Origin of the sequence: Streptomyces sp. CoH27, assembly GCF_020181035.1 — a bacterium.
GTDB classification, from domain to species: domain Bacteria; phylum Actinomycetota; class Actinomycetes; order Streptomycetales; family Streptomycetaceae; genus Streptomyces; species Streptomyces camelliae.
Genome location: NZ_JAIQYY010000026.1, coordinates 20,649 through 36,650, shown reverse-complemented (window position 1 = coordinate 36,650; position 16,002 = coordinate 20,649). Strand labels below are relative to the sequence as shown.

Sequence of the window (16,002 nt, the reverse complement as noted above, 5' to 3'; positions counted from 1 at the left end):
GTGTCAGCGCGGAAGCGATCGCACCGCGTGGATCGCTCGCATCACCGGTATCTCACACACCATCACCATCCGAGCGTGCCGAAACAGTGACGCAGCACGCCGGATCAAGCTGCCGGATATGGCCGTACGGGAGCTTCGTCCGCATCAGCGTGAGGCGGTGGACGCGGTACTGCGTGCCCTGGAGGTGCCGGCCGGGGCGACGGTGCCGGAGCGGGGGCTGCGGACCCAGGTGGTCATGGCGACCGGATCCGGCAAGACCCTGGTCGCCGTGCGCAGTGCCGAGAAGCTGCGAGCGGGGCTGGTGCTTTCCTCGCCCCTTCGCTGGACCTGCTCGCGCAGACCGAGGCCGTCGGTGCCCGCGACGGCGAAGACCGGGAAGAACACCAGATCAAGCTCGGCGCAGGGATCAGCAACCAGCGCTCCCGAGCCGCAACCCTCACCCCCGAACGCATCCAGCAGCTCAGCGACATCGGCATGCGATGGACCTGAACCCCACCGTCCGGTGCTCGGGCCGGACGCATCCGCCGCTCCTTGAGCGGAAAGCGGTCCTTGAGCGGAAAGACTGGCTCTCACGCCTGACGGCCTGTCATCGTGTGATCATGACACGGCACGCGCTGCAGACCGGTGACCCGAACCACCCGGCGTTGGTCTTGGTGCACGGCGCCGGCTGGGGCGCGCGGATGTGGCACCGGCAGCTCACGGCACTGTCCGACACCTTTCACGTCATCGCCCCGGATCTGCCGGGATTCGGCGCCGCACCAGGGCCGTTCAGCATCACCGCGGCAGTCGAATCCGTCACCGAGACCGTCCGGCAGTTGCGGCCGGCCCACCTGTGCGGGCACTCCCTCGGCGCGATCGTGGCGGCACAGATCGCAGCCGAGCACCCCGACCTCGTCGGCCGGCTCATCCTGTCCGGTGGCCCCGAGATCGCACCGGGCGCCACCTCAGCACGGCGCCTGCGCATCGAACGGCACCGTCCCGGCTGGCTGGTCCGCATACTCTCCGACCTGCCCGACCGCAGCGGATGGCACGACCTGTTGGACGCCCTGCAGATCAGCGACCTCTCCGCGCTGCTGCCACGGATCACCGCACCCACGCTCGTCCTGTGCGGCCAACGCGACCGCACCACTCTGTCCCACGCCCGACAGGCCGCCGCGGCCATCCCAGGAGCCCATCTGGCGCTGATCCCGCACACCGGCCACTCGATGCCCATGACAGCACCGCACGCGTTCCATGCCGTCGTCCGGGGCTTCCTCGAACCGACCCGCGAACCTCCCGCCGCAACCCCCTGACACGCGAGCCGCTCATCCAGGCAGTTGACGTAGAAGGTGAGCCAAGGCCGGAATGAGCATGAAGACCGCCGTCCGGCTTCGTCATCAGAGCGTTGTCCGGACGGCAACGCCGGGGAGAGTGAGCACACCGTGGGTCAGACAGGAGCACGTGGGCAGAGGCTCTGCGGGTCCCGACCCCCGCCGACCGCGGCCCGGGCCGGCCGTGGCGGCCCGGCACCCCTCCACCGACACCGAACGACCCGGACCTGCCGAGCGCGGACATCCGCATCGGCTACGCCCGATAGCCGAGCATGAGACGTGTCCGGTCAGGCGATGCCGGCTGATTCCTATGACGGCTCGCCGATGTCCCGAGAGGGCCGCGCGAGGCCGTGTCTCATCTAACTGATCTTCAGGAGTGTGACTCTTCTAGGCTTGCCGTCAGCTCTGTGACCTTCTCATCCGCCTCTTCGAGTCTTCCGACGTCCTGTGCTAGCCGACGAGGCGGCGGCGCCAGTTCAGGGGGGTGACGGTGATGGCCCGGCCAGGGTCATAGTCCCACTCGGCGTGCAGCCCAGCCGCTTCGAGGGCGGCCACGACCTCATGGCCGATGGCTGCGGTGGTCTCGGACGAGCCGTCGAAGCCGCCATAGAGGAGCATCAGTCCGCGGCCGGCTGCGGCGGAGTCCGTGCACTGGCTGTGAAAGTAGACGAAGCCGCGGGCGTCGGGCCCACCTTCGCCGCCGATCTCGGACTGGCCGCAGCTGCGGCAGCAGGTGAAGTTCTCCCGGGCGGTGATGCCGGTCTCCTGAAGGGCAGCGAAGGCTCGGGTGAGCCGCTCGGGGTCTGTCTCGCCCTGCCATTCGGCCTGCTCCGCGACCCGCTCCAGCCACAACCGGTCGGCCAGCGCCTGGGCCTGTTCGCGTGAGACGGGTCGGCGGTCCTTGGTGACCAGGTACTCCTCGGCGAGCTCAGCCAGTTCAGCCCGGGAGGCATAGCCGCCGGCCAGTACCTCGCGAACGCGCTTCTCCAACTCCCCTCGCTCATCCTCGTCAATATCGAGCGGCGGCACCTCGCGGGTGGGCCCCATATCCAGCAGCGACCAACCCAGAGCGCCATCCCAGCCAGCCTCCTGGCGAGCCCAGCCGGTAATCGACGCGATCACGATTTCCGGACCGTCGGCCATCGCCTGGAAGTGCCGGTCGGAGGCACCGTCGCGGTGCTCCAGGGTGTAGTCACCACCGGCCTTGTGCCAGACCTGGGCGAAGACGTCAGGAAGGTCGGGGATCCGCTGGACCACCAGGAACCGGTCACCCTCACCACCGATTCGCCGCACCAGCCCGGCCAGCTCCTCGGCGGACACACGGACGTGCCGCTCCCAGTTCTCCGTCTTCACCACGATCTCGAGCATGCACAGACTCTGACACACTCCCCTGACAGCAGACCTGTCGGGATCCGCGTGCACTGCGCCAGCAGGCACGGCCCTGGTCCATCCTGCTGGCCATGTTGACGAGGCCTCTAGCGGCGTGGAAGGCATCAGCTCACCCGGATGCAGCGCCGGGGCCTGGTCGAACGGGAGGAATGCCAGACCGACCGGCGCGGCGCCACCTTCCGCCTCACGTCCACCGGCCGAACCACCATCGAACAGGCCGCCCCCGGGCATGTCGAAGCGGTCCGCACCCTCGTCTTCGACGCACTCTCCTCACGACAGGTGACCCAGTTGGCCGACCGGACCGGCCATCTCCTGCACCATCTGGAGGCCGGTCGCCCTGCCGGGCCCGGCAAGGGTCCACAGCAGCCGGACAGCGCGGGTCAGCGGGTGGTGTAGCCGCCGTTGACGAACAGGGTCTGGCCGTTGGCCCACCAGCCGTTCGTCAGCAGGTGCCGCACCCACGGCACGATGTCCTGGATCTTGGTGAGGTCGCCGTTCATGGCGGAGGACTTGTGATAGGCGATGGAGTCGTCGTCCTCGGCCGGGTAGAAGAACGAGGTGTCCATCGGGCCGGGGGCGATGGTGTTGACCGAGATGTTCCGGCCGAACAGTTCCTTGGGCAGGGCGCGGGTGAAGTGCTCGACCGGGGCCTTGCTGCCCGCGTAGGCGGAGTACAGGCCGGTGTAGGCGGCGAGCAGCGAGGTGACGATCGTGATGATCTTCCCGCCGTCCTCGATACGGCGGGCCGCCTCGCGCATCACGAAGAAGGCGGCCTTGGAGTTGACCGCGAACATCCGGTCGTACTCCTCCTCCGTGATCTCGGTGAGGGGCTTCTTCAGCACCATCCCGGCGGTGTTGACGCTGTAGTCGAGCCTGCCGAACCTGCCCACGACCTCCTCGAAGACCCGCTCGACCTCGTCCGGCTTCGTCAGGTCGGCCTGGAGCGCGAACGCCTCGCCGGGGCCGCTGTTGATCTGCGCGACCACGTTCTCGGCCTTGGCCCGGGACGCGTCGCTGTTGTAGTGGACGGCCACCTTCGCGCCCTCGGCGCCCAGGGTGGTGCTGATCAGTCCGCCGAGATTGCGGGACGCACCGCCGACGAAGGCGACCTTGCCGCCGAGCGTCTTGTCCGGGGCATCGACCATGACAGCCTCCTCGATCACAGGCAGGAAGGGGCACGCACACCGGACCTTCGGCCGAGAGCTGCGGTCGGAATACGCCCGTACCAAGGAATCACCGTGCGGGCGTCTCAGCATCTCGGCAGATCCGATCGGCGTGCCGGAGGGTCGAGCCCGTCGCGTGGCCTCGGCCAGGGCCGCGGTGGAGGTCCGGATCGGGGTGTCCTCACCGAACAGGACGCCTCGCCCCCGAGCAGGCCGCGCGGCTGAGCCTGCACCCGGCTCCGGCCGAGGGCAGCTCGGGCTGCCTCCACGCACCCAGCTGTGGCTGACGGTGCCACCGAAGGACCTCGCCGCCACCCGCCGGGCGCCGGCCCGGCATCCCGAGGCCCGGCGGGGAGCCGACCGCTGGACCGGGTACCGTCGGCGCGCCCGCGGTCGCCGGGAGGCTTCCACGCCATAGACCCCTCGGTCAGCGACGCCGGCGGGAATTGAGGCGGGCGGCCTGGCGTGTCAGGTGGACGCGCTCGGCGAGGTTGGGTGCCTTTTGGGCCGCCTCGGCGTACAGCCGTGCCGCCGTCGCGAGGTCGCCGTCGCGCTCGTGGAGGTACGCCGCCACCGCGGTGTGGCGCGGCAGGGCCGAGTCCAGCTCCGCGAGCGCCGCCAGGCCGGCGCGCGCTCCGTCGGCCTCGCCGACGGCGACCGCGCGGTTGAGCCGGACGACCGGGCTGTCGGTCAGGCGCGCGAGCTCGTCGTACCACTCGACGATCTGCACCCAGTCGGTCTCCTCCGCGGTGGGCGCGTCGGCGTGGAGTGCGGCGATGGCGGCCTGGGCCTGGAACTCGCCCAGCCGGTCGCGGGCGAGGGCCGCCTGCAGGATCTCGACGCCCTCGGCGATCGACGCGGTGTCCCATCGGCTCCGGTCCTGCTCGGCGAGCGGCACCAGGCTGCCGTCGGGCGCGGTCCGGGCGGCACGTCGGGCGTGGTGGAGCAGCATGAGCGCGAGCAGCCCCGCCACCTCGGGGTGCTCGATCGCGGCCGCCAGCTGCCGGGTGAGCCGGATGGCCTCGGCGGCGAGGTCGACATCGCCGGAGTAGCCCTCGTTGAAGACCAGGTAGAGGACGCGCAGCACGGTGGCCACGTCGCCCGGCTGATCGAACCGGACGCCGGAGACGGTGCGCTTGGCCCGGCTGATGCGCTGGGCCATGGTCGCCTCGGGCACCAGGTAGGCCTGGGCGATCTGGCGGGTGGTGAGCCCGCCCACGGCGCGCAGGGTGAGCGCGACCGCGGACGACGGCGTCAGTGACGGGTGGGCGCACAGGAAGTAGAGCTGGAGCGTGTCGTCCACGTCGGCCGCGGGCCCGGGCGCCGGCTCCTCGTCCACGAGGTCCTCACGCCGGCGGCGGGCGGCGTCCGCCCGCCTCGCGTCGAGGAACCGGCGCCAGGCCACGGTGACCAGCCAGCCCTTCGGGTCCCGTGGTGGGTCGGCCGGCCAGACGCGGACCGCCTCGACCAGCGCGTCCTGTACGGCGTCCTCGGCCGCCGCGAAGTCGGCTCCGCGGCGGACGAGGATGGCGAGCACGCCCGGCGTGAGGCTCCTGAGCAGGGCCTCGTCCATCTGCGTCACTTGAAATGGCACTCCGTGACGGTGGGCTGCGCGGCCAGGAACGGGCGCACCTCCAGCCACTCGTGGATCGGCTTCCCGCCCGCCCCGGGGGCGGCCGACAGTTCTCCGGCCAGCTCGACGGCGCGCTCGTAGTTGTCGACGTCGATCACCATCCAGCCGGCGATGAGGTCCTTGGTCTCGGCGAACGGGCCGTCGGTGACCGGCGGGCGCCCCTCACCGTCGTACCGGACCCACGCCCCCTCGGGGGCGAGCGCCTGACCGTCGACGAATTCACCGGTCTTCTCCAGTCGGGCCGCGAAGTCGTTCATGTACTGGACGTGGGCCGAGACCTCCTCCGGCGTCCACTGGTCCATCGGCACGTTGTTCACCGGAGCCGGAGCGCCGCGGTAGAGCTTGAGCAGCAGGTACTTGGCCATCGTGTCTCTCCTCGGTGCTGGGGCGACCCATTGTGGTCGCATTCACCTCGGGGACGGAGCCGGCCACAGGTTCTCGACATCGCCGCCGAAGTTTTTTTCTGGCCTCCTCGGGGGCGGGGTTCAGCCGGCCGGTGGCTGGATGTAGTCCTCAAGGCGGGCTACGGCGAAGCCCTGCGCCTGGATGGACCGGAGCAGGTTGGCGAACATCTGGGTCATCGTGGCGCCCTTGAGTTCACTGGGCCCGCGGAAATGCGCCAGGATGATGTCGCCGGGACGCAGCTTCTTGTCCGGTGCCTGGTACTGCATGTTGCGGATCTGCATGGACTCCCGCCACCACACGATCGCGCGGGGGCCGCACTCACCGACCGCGATCTTGGTGTTGGCGTTGTACGCGCCGTAGGGGGGACGGAACAGCAGCGGCGCGGTGCCGTACTCCTTGGTGAGGATCTTCTGGTCGCCGCACACCTCTTCCTTCTGGCGGGCCAGCGGGATGGTGCTCATGACGGGGTGATGCAGGGTGTGGTTCTGGATGTGGTTGCCCAGCGCCTGCAATGACTTGAAGTACCCGTAGTCGGATTTGATGACGTCGTTCATCAGGAACATCGTGATCGGAATCCGCAGGTCCCGCATCATGTCGATGAACTTGGGGTCCTTCTCCTGACCGTCGTCCACGGTGATGAAGACGACCTTCTGCGTGGTCACTATGTGGGTGAAGACCGGGACGGTTCCGGTGGCGGAGAGTTTCACCGGCTTGTCGGCCGGCGGCTGCGGGGCCGCCGGCAGCGGCGCCAGGCCCCACTTGTGCCAGGCCGCGGCCCCGACGTCAGGAGCGCCGGCCCTGGTGCCGGCGGTGTCGCTGGGCGCGGGGGGCTTCGAGGCGAGGCCGGCATGACCGCTTCCGCTGCCGCCGCCGGTGCTGCACCCGCCGACTGCCAGGGCTGCCAGGACCGTCCCCGCCACCGACCGGTACCACTTGCCCCGATGCATGTTCCGCTTCACCGTACCGACCTCAGCTGAGACTACGACCATGATCTACCGATGAAGATAACCCCGCCAAGCGAAGAAGAGATCAATAGCCAGGTGTGAATTCACTACACGGTACGGAGCCGTGGGCCACCGGGCTGATGAGCCTACGATCCGGATGGTTTCACCGGCGACCGGGCGGGCTACCCATGGCGCATGATTCCATCCCGGGTCGAGGAAACCCTGCCGGAGCTGGTCCCCTTCATGCGTGCGGCACAGGCCCGGCGGCCCGACGACGGCACATGGTGCGAAGCCTGGACGGTCCGGGACGTCCTGATCCACCAGACGGGCAACGCCGAGGAGTTGGCCCGCGTTCTTCAGGCGTTTCTTGCAGGCACACCGGTGCCGACCAGGGGGTTCGAACGTGAGCAGCCCTATCGGCGGATGCCCGACTCGGACCTCTGGCCGGCGTTCCTGAACAACTGCGAAAAACTCACCGAGGTCGCCGCGGCCGCCGCACGTCATCTGTCCCCGGACACGAAGATCATGTGGACCGGGCGGTCCGTGACGGCCCCCTTCTTCGCCGAGCACATGCGCGAGGAACTGATCCTGCATCGCTGGGACCTGACCGGCGACGACCGGACCGCGGTGCAGGCGCTCAACGAGCCGTGGATGACGGAGCACAGCGTGGTCTCGGTCGGCCGCCCCCTGCTGGAGCGTGGCCGCGCCGGCCTGGATCTCGGACCCGACGGGCGGATCGAGTGCCGACTGCGCACACCGGGCACGGACGATGTCGTGGTGAGCGCCGACACGGACGGCGGCACCATCCGCCTCGCCACCCCCGAGGGCCCCGCCACCATCGAGAGCGACGCCGCCGTACGCGTCCTGCTGCTCTGGGGCCGCCGCCCCGCCGACCCGACACGCTGGCACAGTGCCGCCGGCCCGGAGACCCTGCGCACGGTACGGACCCTCTTGGGCGGCTACTAGGGCGCGTATCGAGTCGTGATCAATCTGCGGGAGTCGCCCTCGCGACGGGTCCTGGACCGGTGGGTCATCTTGCACGACGCGAGCGCAACTGACGGACGAGGAGTGGGTGTTCATCGGGCCGTACTCGCCGATCGGCGAGTACGGCCTGTGCCCGGCGTGGCCGCGGCAGCAGTTCGACCGCGTCATGGAGCATCTCGGGGCCGTCTCGGAATACCTTAGGTATGGCCGAGGCTGAGCTGATCATGGGTGAGATTCTTGTGATGGGCGCGACCGGCAATGTCGGCCGACACGTTGTTGTCCAACTCCTGGCCACAGATACCGCCGTGCGTGCATTGGCGCGTGAGCCCGAGTTGGCCGAGCTACCTGAGGGGGTCAAGGTCGTGGGCGGGGACCTGACCCGGCCGGACACGCTGGAGGGAGCACTGGCCGGGAGCGACACGGTGTTCTTGATCTGGCCGTTCCTTACGACTGAGGGCGCCCCTGCCGTACTGGAGGCGATTGCGGGGCATGCCCGCCGCATCGTCTATCTCTCATCGTCGGGTGTGAACGAAGACGCCGAACGCCAGACCGACCCGATCAACCAGCTCCACGCCGACATGGAACGGCTGATCGAAAGGTCCGGCGTGGAGTGGACTTTCCTACGGTCGAACACCATCGCCTCCAACGCGCGAGGGTGGGCCGAGCAGATCCGCACCACGCACGTCGTTCGTGGTCCCGACATCGCCGCCACGGCGGTGATCCACGAACGCGACGTCGCGGCCGTGGCGGTACATGCGCTGACCGATGACGGGCATGCGGGTATGAAACACGTCCTGACCGGCCCGCAGGTACTCAGCAGAGCCGAGCAGGTACACACGATCGGGGAAGCGATCGGCCACCCTGCGCGCTTCGAGAAGGTCCCGGTAGAGGTCGCACGTCAGCGGATGCTCGCCGACGGCAGGCCACCCGCTCTCGTCGAGGCCCTGTTGGCCAGCGCTGATACTCGACCCGAATCGAACCTGATCACATCCACGGTGGAAGAGATCATCGGAGCGCCGGCGCGCACGTTCCGCTCATGGGCGGAAGAGCACGCGGACAGTTTCCGCTAGGTCGGACATCGAGTGGCGATCGATCTGCGGGATTCGCGCTCGCGGCGGGTCCTGGATCGGTAGATCATCTTGCGTGACGCGAGCGCAACTTACGGACGAGGAGTGGGAGTCCATCGGGCCGTACCTGCCGATCGGCAGGTACGGCCCGTACCCCGAGCGACTGCGGAGCAGTTCGAGGCCGTGATCTGGCGGTTCAAGACCGGCGGGCAGTGGCGGGAGATGCCGCGGGAGTTCGGTGCCTGGTCGACCGTTCACCACCGCTTCCGGCAGTGGCGTGACGGCGGCGTCTTCGAGGCCCTGCTGGAGGGCCTGATCGCAGAAGCGGCGAAGCGGGGTGAGGTGGACCTGTCCCTGGTCAGCATCGATTCCACCACCGCGCGCGCTCACCACGACGCTGCCGGGATGCACCTGGACCGGGACGTCCTCACCGCGTTGGAGAAGGCCGCCTCGCCGTGGGGGAGGAGAAGGCCAGGTCAAAAGGGGCAGCCTTGAAGAACGAAACGGGCAGGACGCCGAGACCTACCCCGAGCGGGAAGTGCGACGGCGCGTCCGGCGTCGGCAAAAACTCCGGCTGAAGGCCGCTCTCCTCGGACGATCCAGGGGCGGGCAGACCAGCAAGGTCCACCTCGCCGCCGACCGCACGTGCCGACCGCTGGGGTTCATCCTGACCGCAGGCCAGGCCGCGGACAGCCCGCAGTTCATCCCCGTGCTGGGGAAGTTCCGGGTCCGCGGCCCCGTCGGCCGCCCCCGCATCCGGCCGGACGCGGTCGCCGGGGACAAGACCTACTCCTCTCGCGGAAACCGGGCTCACCTGCGCCAACGTGGCATCAAGGCAGTGATCCCGGAGAAGAGAGACCAGGCCGCCAACCGGAAGAAGAAGGGCAGCAGGGGCGGTCGGCGCGTCAGCCACGACGCCGACCTTTACAAGGAGAGGAACACCGTCGAGCGCCTGATCAGCAAGCTCAAGGCCTGTCGAGGCATCGCCACCCGATACGACAAGACCCCAGAGAGCTACCTCGCCGGCCTCCACCTCCGCGCCGCAGTGATCTGGATCAAAGCCCTCAGCCAGGTCACCTCTTGATCACGACTCGATACGCGCCCTAGCGCCCGACGCACGTGGCCATGGCGGTGAGGGCGACTTTGGCCAGTTCCCGGTAACGGCGCGGCAGCCCCACGTCCGTGCCCACGGGCTGGACGAGGTGTTGCCGCGGCCCGGCGAGCCGTGGCTGCGCCACGCGCCGACGCCCCGTCGTCAGCGGGCGGCCGGACCGCTGTCGCTCGATCGCCCTGTCTGCACTGCCCGAACGCCCCGAACGCCCCGAGGGATACGGAACTTGCTCCCGGGGCTGCTCCACGCCCTGTGCCGGGACGGGCGGCGCCGACCTGGACGCTCGACGCGCTGCGCATGCTGGAGCGGTACACGTGGCCCGGAAATGTTGCCGAACTCACGCCTTCTGCCACGACACTGACGGAGCATCGGCGCTCGCCGTCGGGCCCTTCGAGGCGGACCTGGCCCGGTACACCGCGCACCGTCCGTCCACCCTCTGCTGGGTGCTCGCTCCGGGCGCGACGGTCGGCGGCATCGGCGCCGGGCTGGTCCGCTGCGTCCGGCCGTGGCACGAGTGGCTGATCGTATGGAGGTACGACGTCACCGCGGGCGCCCCCGATCTGACCACCGGCTGCGCGGAGTCCGTCGTCCGCAAGCTCGTCGACGACGACGTCCCCGTGACCGTCACGTCGTCGTCGGCGTGGACGGTCAACGCCGCCCCGGTCTTCGAGGCGCTCGACGGGCTCGCTCCGCTGACCCCCGAACAGCTGTGGGCCACCATCGAGGCCCGCAAGGAGGCCACGGAGGCCGCCGAGAAGCAGCGCGCCCGGCTGCGCGAGGCGATCGCCTTCAAGACGTACAGGCGATATACCGGACCCACGACACGCCCCCGCCTCCGGACTAGGCACCGTGGTGCCGGCCGGTGTCGGGTGAACCGCCCATCATGCGCAGCATGGACAGCCCGCCGGTCCGCAGGAACCGCACCAGGAGCACGGCGGCGAAGCCGAGGAAGGCGATGTTGAGCCAGGTGGTGTAGTTCCAGCGGATGCCTTCCATGGGGACCTTCGCGTCGGCCTGGTCGGGGATCAGGCCGAGTCCGCCGAAGGCGAACTCCACGATGTATCCGGCGACGGCCATCGCGAGGTAGAAGGTGCCGAGGAGGAAGGCGGCCATCCTCGCTCCGTAGTACTTCCGGTAGATGTTCAGGATCGGCAGGATCAGCAGGTCGGCGAAGATGAACGCCACCACCCCGCCGAAGCTGATCCCTCCCTTCCACAGCACCACCGCCAGCGGCACGTTGCCGATGGAGCACACGAACGAGGCGATCGCCACCAGCGGGCCGACGAGGGGTCCCCACAGCCTGGCGGCGAGCGGGTGCCCGTCGAAGAAGAAGGTCCGCCAGAACGAGTCCGGGACCCAGGCGGCGATGGCGCCGGCGATGAGCAGACCGCCGACCAGGTCGCGCAGGATCGCCGCCCACTCCATGACGAACACGTGACTGGTGGCGGTGAAGCCCTCGCGGGAGAACAGCCGCCGGGCGAAGGCGCCGTCGCGTCGCACGGACATGTCCATCGCGGCGTGGCCCTCCATCGACCCGGCACGGCCCCGCTCCGCCTGTTCACGGGCCTGGCGCAGGAGCCCCGAGCGCAGGAACAGCCGGAACAGGACAGCCAGCGCGATGATCATGATCGGGCCGCCGACGAACTCGGCGACGGTGAACTGCCAGCCCATCAGCAGCGCCAGGATGACACCGAGTTCGATGACGAGGTTGGTCGAGGCGATCTCGAAGGCCATCGCGGCCGTGAAGTTCGCACCCTTGCGGAACAGCGACCGCGCCAGCGCCACGGCGGCGTAGGAGCAGGACGAGGACGCCACGCCCAGACCGGCGGAGAGGGCCAGGGTGCGGGGCCGGTCGTCGCCGAGCAGGGACACGACGGTCGATGTGCGGACCACGGCCTGGACGACGGCGGACAGGGCGAATCCCAGGATCAGGGCCCAGGTGATCTCCCAGGTCATGGACCCCGTGATCGACAGAGCGTGCAGTACGGCGTGCATCTGTGAAGTCTTCCCTGCGCGGTGCGGCGCACGGCAGGCGGACACGCCCGCCGACGGGGGTGCCGGCACGGGCGAACGCCCGGCTCGGCAGGGCCTCGTCGCACGGTCCATGCCGTACACCCCATGCCATTCTCACCATGGACATGCCATATTGAGGAGGGTCCATCCCCCACGAAAGGTCACCTCCATGGCATACAAACGCCTGGCGGGCCTGACCGCCGGTGCCCTCATCGCCGCCGCTGCCCTGCTGCCGCAGGTCGCGCAGGCCGGCACCGGCAAGGACGCCACAGCGGGCCGCGCCACCACCACCGGCCACGCCCACGGCGGGCAGCGTACGGTCGTCATCTACCGCGTGCCCACACGCAATCCGCGCGCCGACGCCGAACGCCTCGTCGACTCCGGATACGACCTGCTGGAGAAACGGCAGGGCGACAACCTGTTCGTCGCCGGTAACGCGTCGACCGCCGCCGGACTGCGACGGCTCGGCTTCACCCCGGCGATCGCCACCACCCTGACCGAGGCGATCCCCTCCGCCATCGTGACGCCGCACGCCGTCGGCGACACCTACGACGGCGGCTACCACACGGTCACCGCCCAGTACTCCCACATGGACACCACCGCGTCCCAACACCCCGATCTCGCCAAGGTGGTGACGTACGGGCAGTCGTGGCTCAAGAAGCAGGGCCGGGGCGGCCGCGACCTCAAGGCGATATGCATCACCAAGATCCAGGCCGGCGACTGCGCGCTCAGCCCGAACTCGGCCAAGCCCCGGTTCTTCCTGATGAGTCAGATCCACGCCCGCGAACTGACGACCGGTGAGATGTCGTACCGCTGGATCGACGCGCTGACCAACGGCTACGGCAAGGACTCGGCGATCACCCAGCTGATGAACACCACCGAGATGTGGGTCGTACCGGACGCCAACCCCGACGGTGTCGACATGGTCGCGGCCGGCGGCGACGACCCCGTCCTGCAACGCAAGAACGCCGACGACGCGCACGGCTCCCAGTGCGGGGTGAGCGCCTACAGCCAGATCGGCGTCGACCTCAACCGCAACGCCGGCACTCACTGGGACACCGCCGGCACCTCCAGCGCGGCCTGCGACCAGACCTACGGCGGTCCCGCGAGCGACTCCGAGGTGGAGAACACCGCGCTGGAGAACCTCTTCCGCGAGCTGTTCCCCGCGGTGCGCACCGGCACCAGCGACACCGCCCCGGCGCCGACGAACGCCAAGGGCATGATGATCACCATGCACAGCGACGCCAGCATGGTGCTCTTCCCCTGGGAGTACAAGGCCACCGTGCACACCGGCAACGACACCGCACTGCGCGCGCTCGCCGCCCACATGGCCTCACTGACCGGCTATCAGTACGGCCAGGCGGGCGAGATCCTCTACAACGCCTCCGGCGGGACCGACGACTGGACCTACGACAAGCTCGGTCTGGCCAGCTTCACCATCGAGATCGGCGACAGCGACGGCGTCGGCTGCGACGGCTTCACTCCGGCGTACTCCTGCCAGGACAGCTACTTCTGGCCGAAGATCGAACCCGCCCTCCTGTACGCCGCCCAGCACGCCACGTCCCCGTACACGACCACGTCCGCCACAGGTAACTGACGCCAGCGCGCCCCGGCGGCACACATCGTGGGCGTGTCCCTCCCACCGTCGCACCGGGAGGGGCGCGCCCTGTATGCCGCCGAGCAGGCCGTCAGGGCAGACGGGGCAGCTCGTCCCGGGCCGCGTGACTGAGGATCCGCAAGTCCTCGGCGAACCGGTCGCGGTCCTCCGGCGGAAGCGGCTCCAGGAAGTAACGGTGGATGTTCTCCATGTGCACACGGGAAGCGGCCACGGTGGTCTGCGCGCCCTTCCGGGTCAGCCGTACCAGCCGGCCGCGCCGGTCGCCGGGATCCTCGGCCCGCTCGACAAGTCCCACCGCCTCCATCCGGTCCACCAGACGCGTCGCGCCACCCGTGGTCAGCACCTGCTCCTGCGCGACGGCCCGCATCGACAGCCCCGGCTCACCGGCGCGCCCCAGGATCAGCAGTACCTCGTACATGAGGTGGCTGATACCGCACTCCTGCTCCAGGGACCGGCCCAGGATGTACCCCAACCGGTTCGCGGCACCCTGCAACCGCCCGAACGCCAGCACCAGCGCGTTGTTCGCAGCCTCCTGCGGCGTCGAGATCTCCGCCTGTTCCCGCACGGCTTCGCGCCCCTCTCCTCGTACCCGCACAGCTTGCGCTCGATCATGCCGCACGGCGGCCCGCGCCATGCTCGGTGGAGCGGCCGCGGCGGGACTCGACTCGGACAAACCTTTCACACCGCGCGCGGCGGGAGCCACAGAGTGTGACGGAACGCTTGTCCCATGGTCGGGGCCTTCTCCGCGGAGGGTTTCCGGTTGCAGGCTGTGGGGTGTGCCTGTGGGCTGGTGGGGAACGCGGTCCATCCGGGTGCGCACCGGGTGAGAGGAGCCCACGTGACTGCGTCGACGCCGGCGGCGGGCGGCCGTGACCAGGGCCCCCAGGAGGCCGGATACGAGCCGGACCCGCAGCGATGGCGGGCCCTGTGGGTGACCCTGGTGGCCGGCTTCATGAGCCTGCTGGACGTGACGATCGTGGCGGTCGCCCTACCCACCATCCAGCGTGACCTGCACGCCTCCGCTGCCGAGGTGCAGTGGGTGGTCTCCGGCTACGCCCTCGCCTTCGCCCTCGCCCTCGTCACCGCCGGCCGACTCGGTGACGCGCTGGACCGGCGCCGTATCTTTCTGCTCGCCCTCAGCGGCTTCGTGGTCTTCAGCGCGGCCTGCGGAGCGGCCCCCGACATCACGCTGCTGGTCGTGGCCCGGCTCGCCCAGGGACTGGCGGCCGGATTCATGGCCCCGCAGAACTCCGCGCTCATCCAGCAGCTGTTCCGCGGTGCCGAACGCGGTCGCGCCTTCGGCTTCTTCGGCGCCACCGTCGGCTTCTCCTCCGCCGTCGGCCCCCTCACCGGCGGCGCCATCCTCGCCCTCGCCGCCGGCGCCCAGGGCTGGCGCTGGATCTTCTACGTCAACGTCCCCATCGGCATCGTCGCCGTCCTCCTGGGCCGCCGCCTGCTGCCCCGCGTCACCCGCTCCGGCCACCGGCACGGCCGGGTGGATGCGCCCGGCATTCTGCTTCTCGGCCTCGGGGTCCTGGCGCTCATGTTCCCACTGGTCCAAGCGGAATCCGGGGGCATCGGCCGGCTGTGGTGGCTGTTTCCCGCCGGCGCCGTGCTCCTCGCCGTCTTCGCCCGCCGGCAGCACCGACTCGTCGCCCGGGGCGGCCAGCCGCTGCTCGACCCGCGGCTGTTCACCACCGTGCGCGGCTACGCCGTCGGCGCCGGAGTCGGCACCCTGTACTTCATCGGGTTCAGCGGTGTCTGGCTGGTCTTCGCGCTCTTCTACCAGCACGGCCTGGGCTACTCCCCGCTCCGCTCCGGGCTGGCCGTCACGCCCTTCGCCCTGGGCTCGGCGAGTGCCGCCGTGATCGCCGGCCGGCTCGTGGAGCGCTTCGGCCGCACACTCACCGTCTGCGGTCTGGTCAGCGTGATCGCCGGCCTGGGCGGCACCGCGCTGCTGCTGCGCTACGCGCCCCTCGACACGGCGCCCTGGGCCGCCGCTCCCCTGCTGTTCCTCGGCGGCACCGGCAGCGGCTTCGTGGTCTCCCCCAACATCACCATGACCCTGCGCGACGTCCCGGTCCGTATGGCCGGGGCCGCCGGCGGCGCCCTGCAGACCGGGCAGCGGCTGGGCGCCGCGCTGGGCACCGCCACGCTGCCCGGACTCTTCTACGTCACGCTCGGCAGGACCAGCGACTACCGAGGCGCGCTCGTCACCGCGCTGAGCGCCGCCCTCGTCGCCATGGCTGCGTCCCTGGCCCTCGCGTCGTTCGACTGGCGGCGCGACCGGCACCTGCGCAGACCATGCCGGAAGTGCCCCGACGAGGTCGCCAACAACCCCGTGCACTCCCGGCAGACCTGAGCC

Annotated in this window: 14 protein-coding genes and 3 pseudogenes; 9 read left to right on the top strand and 8 right to left on the bottom strand. The window is 69.9% G+C overall.

What is annotated here, in order from left to right; all coding sequences use genetic code 11:
- The first annotated feature begins 118 nt into the window (after positions 1-118).
- Positions 119-489: pseudogene (locus LE548_RS46700) on the top strand (DEAD/DEAH box helicase family protein).
- A gap of 110 nt (positions 490-599) precedes the next feature.
- Positions 600-1,292, top strand: coding sequence for an alpha/beta fold hydrolase (locus LE548_RS35280; RefSeq protein WP_225101110.1), 693 nt, complete (start codon positions 600-602; stop codon positions 1,290-1,292).
- A 468-nt stretch (positions 1,293-1,760) separates the two neighbouring features.
- Here the strand turns inward: LE548_RS35280 and LE548_RS35275 are convergent, their stop codons facing one another.
- Complete coding sequence (locus LE548_RS35275; protein ID WP_225101109.1) at positions 1,761-2,678, bottom strand: hypothetical protein; 918 nt, start codon at positions 2,676-2,678, stop codon at positions 1,761-1,763.
- Between the two features lie 138 nt (positions 2,679-2,816).
- Between LE548_RS35275 and LE548_RS35270 the strand changes: the two genes are divergently transcribed.
- Entirely contained in the window at positions 2,817-3,095 is a 279-nt protein-coding gene (locus tag LE548_RS35270; RefSeq protein WP_225101108.1) for a hypothetical protein, read from the top strand.
- Here LE548_RS35270 and LE548_RS35265 read toward each other — a convergent pair.
- The 4 genes from LE548_RS35265 to LE548_RS35250 form a co-directional block, all read right to left on the bottom strand.
- Entirely contained in the window at positions 3,080-3,844 is a 765-nt protein-coding gene (locus LE548_RS35265) for an SDR family oxidoreductase (protein ID WP_225101107.1), read from the bottom strand. The two genes, LE548_RS35270 and LE548_RS35265, sit on opposite strands and share 16 nt — an antisense overlap.
- A 445-nt stretch (positions 3,845-4,289) precedes the next feature.
- Positions 4,290-5,435: an RNA polymerase sigma factor gene (locus tag LE548_RS35260; protein WP_225101179.1), complete on the bottom strand. Its 1,146-nt coding sequence runs from the start codon at positions 5,433-5,435 to the stop codon at positions 4,290-4,292.
- Between the two features lie 5 nt (positions 5,436-5,440).
- Positions 5,441-5,860, bottom strand: a complete 420-nt coding sequence (locus tag LE548_RS35255) for a YciI family protein (RefSeq protein ID WP_225101106.1) — start codon at positions 5,858-5,860, stop codon at positions 5,441-5,443.
- 120 nt (positions 5,861-5,980) lie between these two features.
- On the bottom strand, positions 5,981-6,847 hold the full coding sequence (locus tag LE548_RS35250; RefSeq protein WP_263636947.1) for a polysaccharide deacetylase family protein: 867 nt from the start codon (positions 6,845-6,847) through the stop codon (positions 5,981-5,983).
- Between the two features lie 192 nt (positions 6,848-7,039).
- Between LE548_RS35250 and LE548_RS35245 the strand changes: the two genes are divergently transcribed.
- From LE548_RS35245 to LE548_RS35235, 3 genes and pseudogenes are all read left to right on the top strand, one after another.
- The gene (locus LE548_RS35245; protein WP_225101104.1) at positions 7,040-7,810 is read left to right on the top strand and encodes a maleylpyruvate isomerase N-terminal domain-containing protein; all 771 of its coding nucleotides are present in this window, start codon (positions 7,040-7,042) and stop codon (positions 7,808-7,810) included.
- Between the two features lie 221 nt (positions 7,811-8,031).
- Entirely contained in the window at positions 8,032-8,898 is an 867-nt protein-coding gene (locus LE548_RS35240; RefSeq protein ID WP_225101103.1) for an NAD(P)H-binding protein, read from the top strand.
- A 73-nt stretch (positions 8,899-8,971) separates the two neighbouring features.
- Positions 8,972-9,979 (top strand): annotated as a pseudogene (locus LE548_RS35235) (IS5 family transposase).
- Positions 9,980-9,998: 19 nt separating this feature from the next.
- On the opposite strand, the gene LE548_RS45650 reads toward LE548_RS35235, so the two are convergent.
- Positions 9,999-10,133: a hypothetical protein gene (locus LE548_RS45650; RefSeq protein WP_263636946.1), complete on the bottom strand. Its 135-nt coding sequence runs from the start codon at positions 10,131-10,133 to the stop codon at positions 9,999-10,001.
- A gap of 262 nt (positions 10,134-10,395) precedes the next feature.
- Between LE548_RS45650 and LE548_RS35230 the strand changes: the two are divergent.
- Positions 10,396-10,806: pseudogene (locus LE548_RS35230) on the top strand (hypothetical protein); the annotation flags it as partial.
- Between the two features lie 40 nt (positions 10,807-10,846).
- Here LE548_RS35230 and LE548_RS35225 read toward each other — a convergent pair.
- Positions 10,847-12,001: a permease gene (locus LE548_RS35225; protein ID WP_225101102.1), complete on the bottom strand. Its 1,155-nt coding sequence runs from the start codon at positions 11,999-12,001 to the stop codon at positions 10,847-10,849.
- A 187-nt stretch (positions 12,002-12,188) separates the two neighbouring features.
- Here LE548_RS35225 and LE548_RS35220 point away from each other — a divergent pair, with 187 nt between their 5' ends.
- Positions 12,189-13,616, top strand: a complete 1,428-nt coding sequence (locus tag LE548_RS35220; protein ID WP_225101101.1) for a M14 family zinc carboxypeptidase — start codon at positions 12,189-12,191, stop codon at positions 13,614-13,616.
- Positions 13,617-13,707: 91 nt separating this feature from the next.
- On the opposite strand, the gene LE548_RS35215 is transcribed toward LE548_RS35220, so the two are convergent.
- A complete protein-coding gene (locus tag LE548_RS35215; protein ID WP_225101100.1) occupies positions 13,708-14,202 on the bottom strand; it encodes a MarR family winged helix-turn-helix transcriptional regulator in 495 nt (164 codons plus the stop codon).
- A 273-nt stretch (positions 14,203-14,475) separates the two neighbouring features.
- Here LE548_RS35215 and LE548_RS35210 point away from each other — a divergent pair, with 273 nt between their 5' ends.
- Positions 14,476-15,999, top strand: a complete 1,524-nt coding sequence (locus tag LE548_RS35210; protein WP_225101099.1) for an MFS transporter — start codon at positions 14,476-14,478, stop codon at positions 15,997-15,999.
- Positions 16,000-16,002: the final 3 nt, after the last annotated feature.

What these genes read in the sequence shown, in the direction of transcription:
- LE548_RS35280 (WP_225101110.1), top strand. Translation starts at nt 600, where the DNA reads ATGACACGGCACGCGCTGCAGACCGGTGACCCGAACCACCCGGCGTTG.
- LE548_RS35275 (WP_225101109.1), bottom strand. Translation starts at nt 2,678, where the DNA reads ATGCTCGAGATCGTGGTGAAGACGGAGAACTGGGAGCGGCACGTCCGT.
- LE548_RS35270 (WP_225101108.1), top strand. Translation starts at nt 2,817, where the DNA reads ATGCAGCGCCGGGGCCTGGTCGAACGGGAGGAATGCCAGACCGACCGG.
- LE548_RS35265 (WP_225101107.1), bottom strand. Translation starts at nt 3,844, where the DNA reads ATGGTCGATGCCCCGGACAAGACGCTCGGCGGCAAGGTCGCCTTCGTC.
- LE548_RS35260 (WP_225101179.1), bottom strand. Translation starts at nt 5,435, where the DNA reads ATGGACGAGGCCCTGCTCAGGAGCCTCACGCCGGGCGTGCTCGCCATC.
- LE548_RS35255 (WP_225101106.1), bottom strand. Translation starts at nt 5,860, where the DNA reads ATGGCCAAGTACCTGCTGCTCAAGCTCTACCGCGGCGCTCCGGCTCCG.
- LE548_RS35250 (WP_263636947.1), bottom strand. Translation starts at nt 6,847, where the DNA reads ATGCATCGGGGCAAGTGGTACCGGTCGGTGGCGGGGACGGTCCTGGCA.
- LE548_RS35245 (WP_225101104.1), top strand. Translation starts at nt 7,040, where the DNA reads ATGATTCCATCCCGGGTCGAGGAAACCCTGCCGGAGCTGGTCCCCTTC.
- LE548_RS35240 (WP_225101103.1), top strand. Translation starts at nt 8,032, where the DNA reads ATGGCCGAGGCTGAGCTGATCATGGGTGAGATTCTTGTGATGGGCGCG.
- LE548_RS35225 (WP_225101102.1), bottom strand. Translation starts at nt 12,001, where the DNA reads ATGCACGCCGTACTGCACGCTCTGTCGATCACGGGGTCCATGACCTGG.
- LE548_RS35220 (WP_225101101.1), top strand. Translation starts at nt 12,189, where the DNA reads ATGGCATACAAACGCCTGGCGGGCCTGACCGCCGGTGCCCTCATCGCC.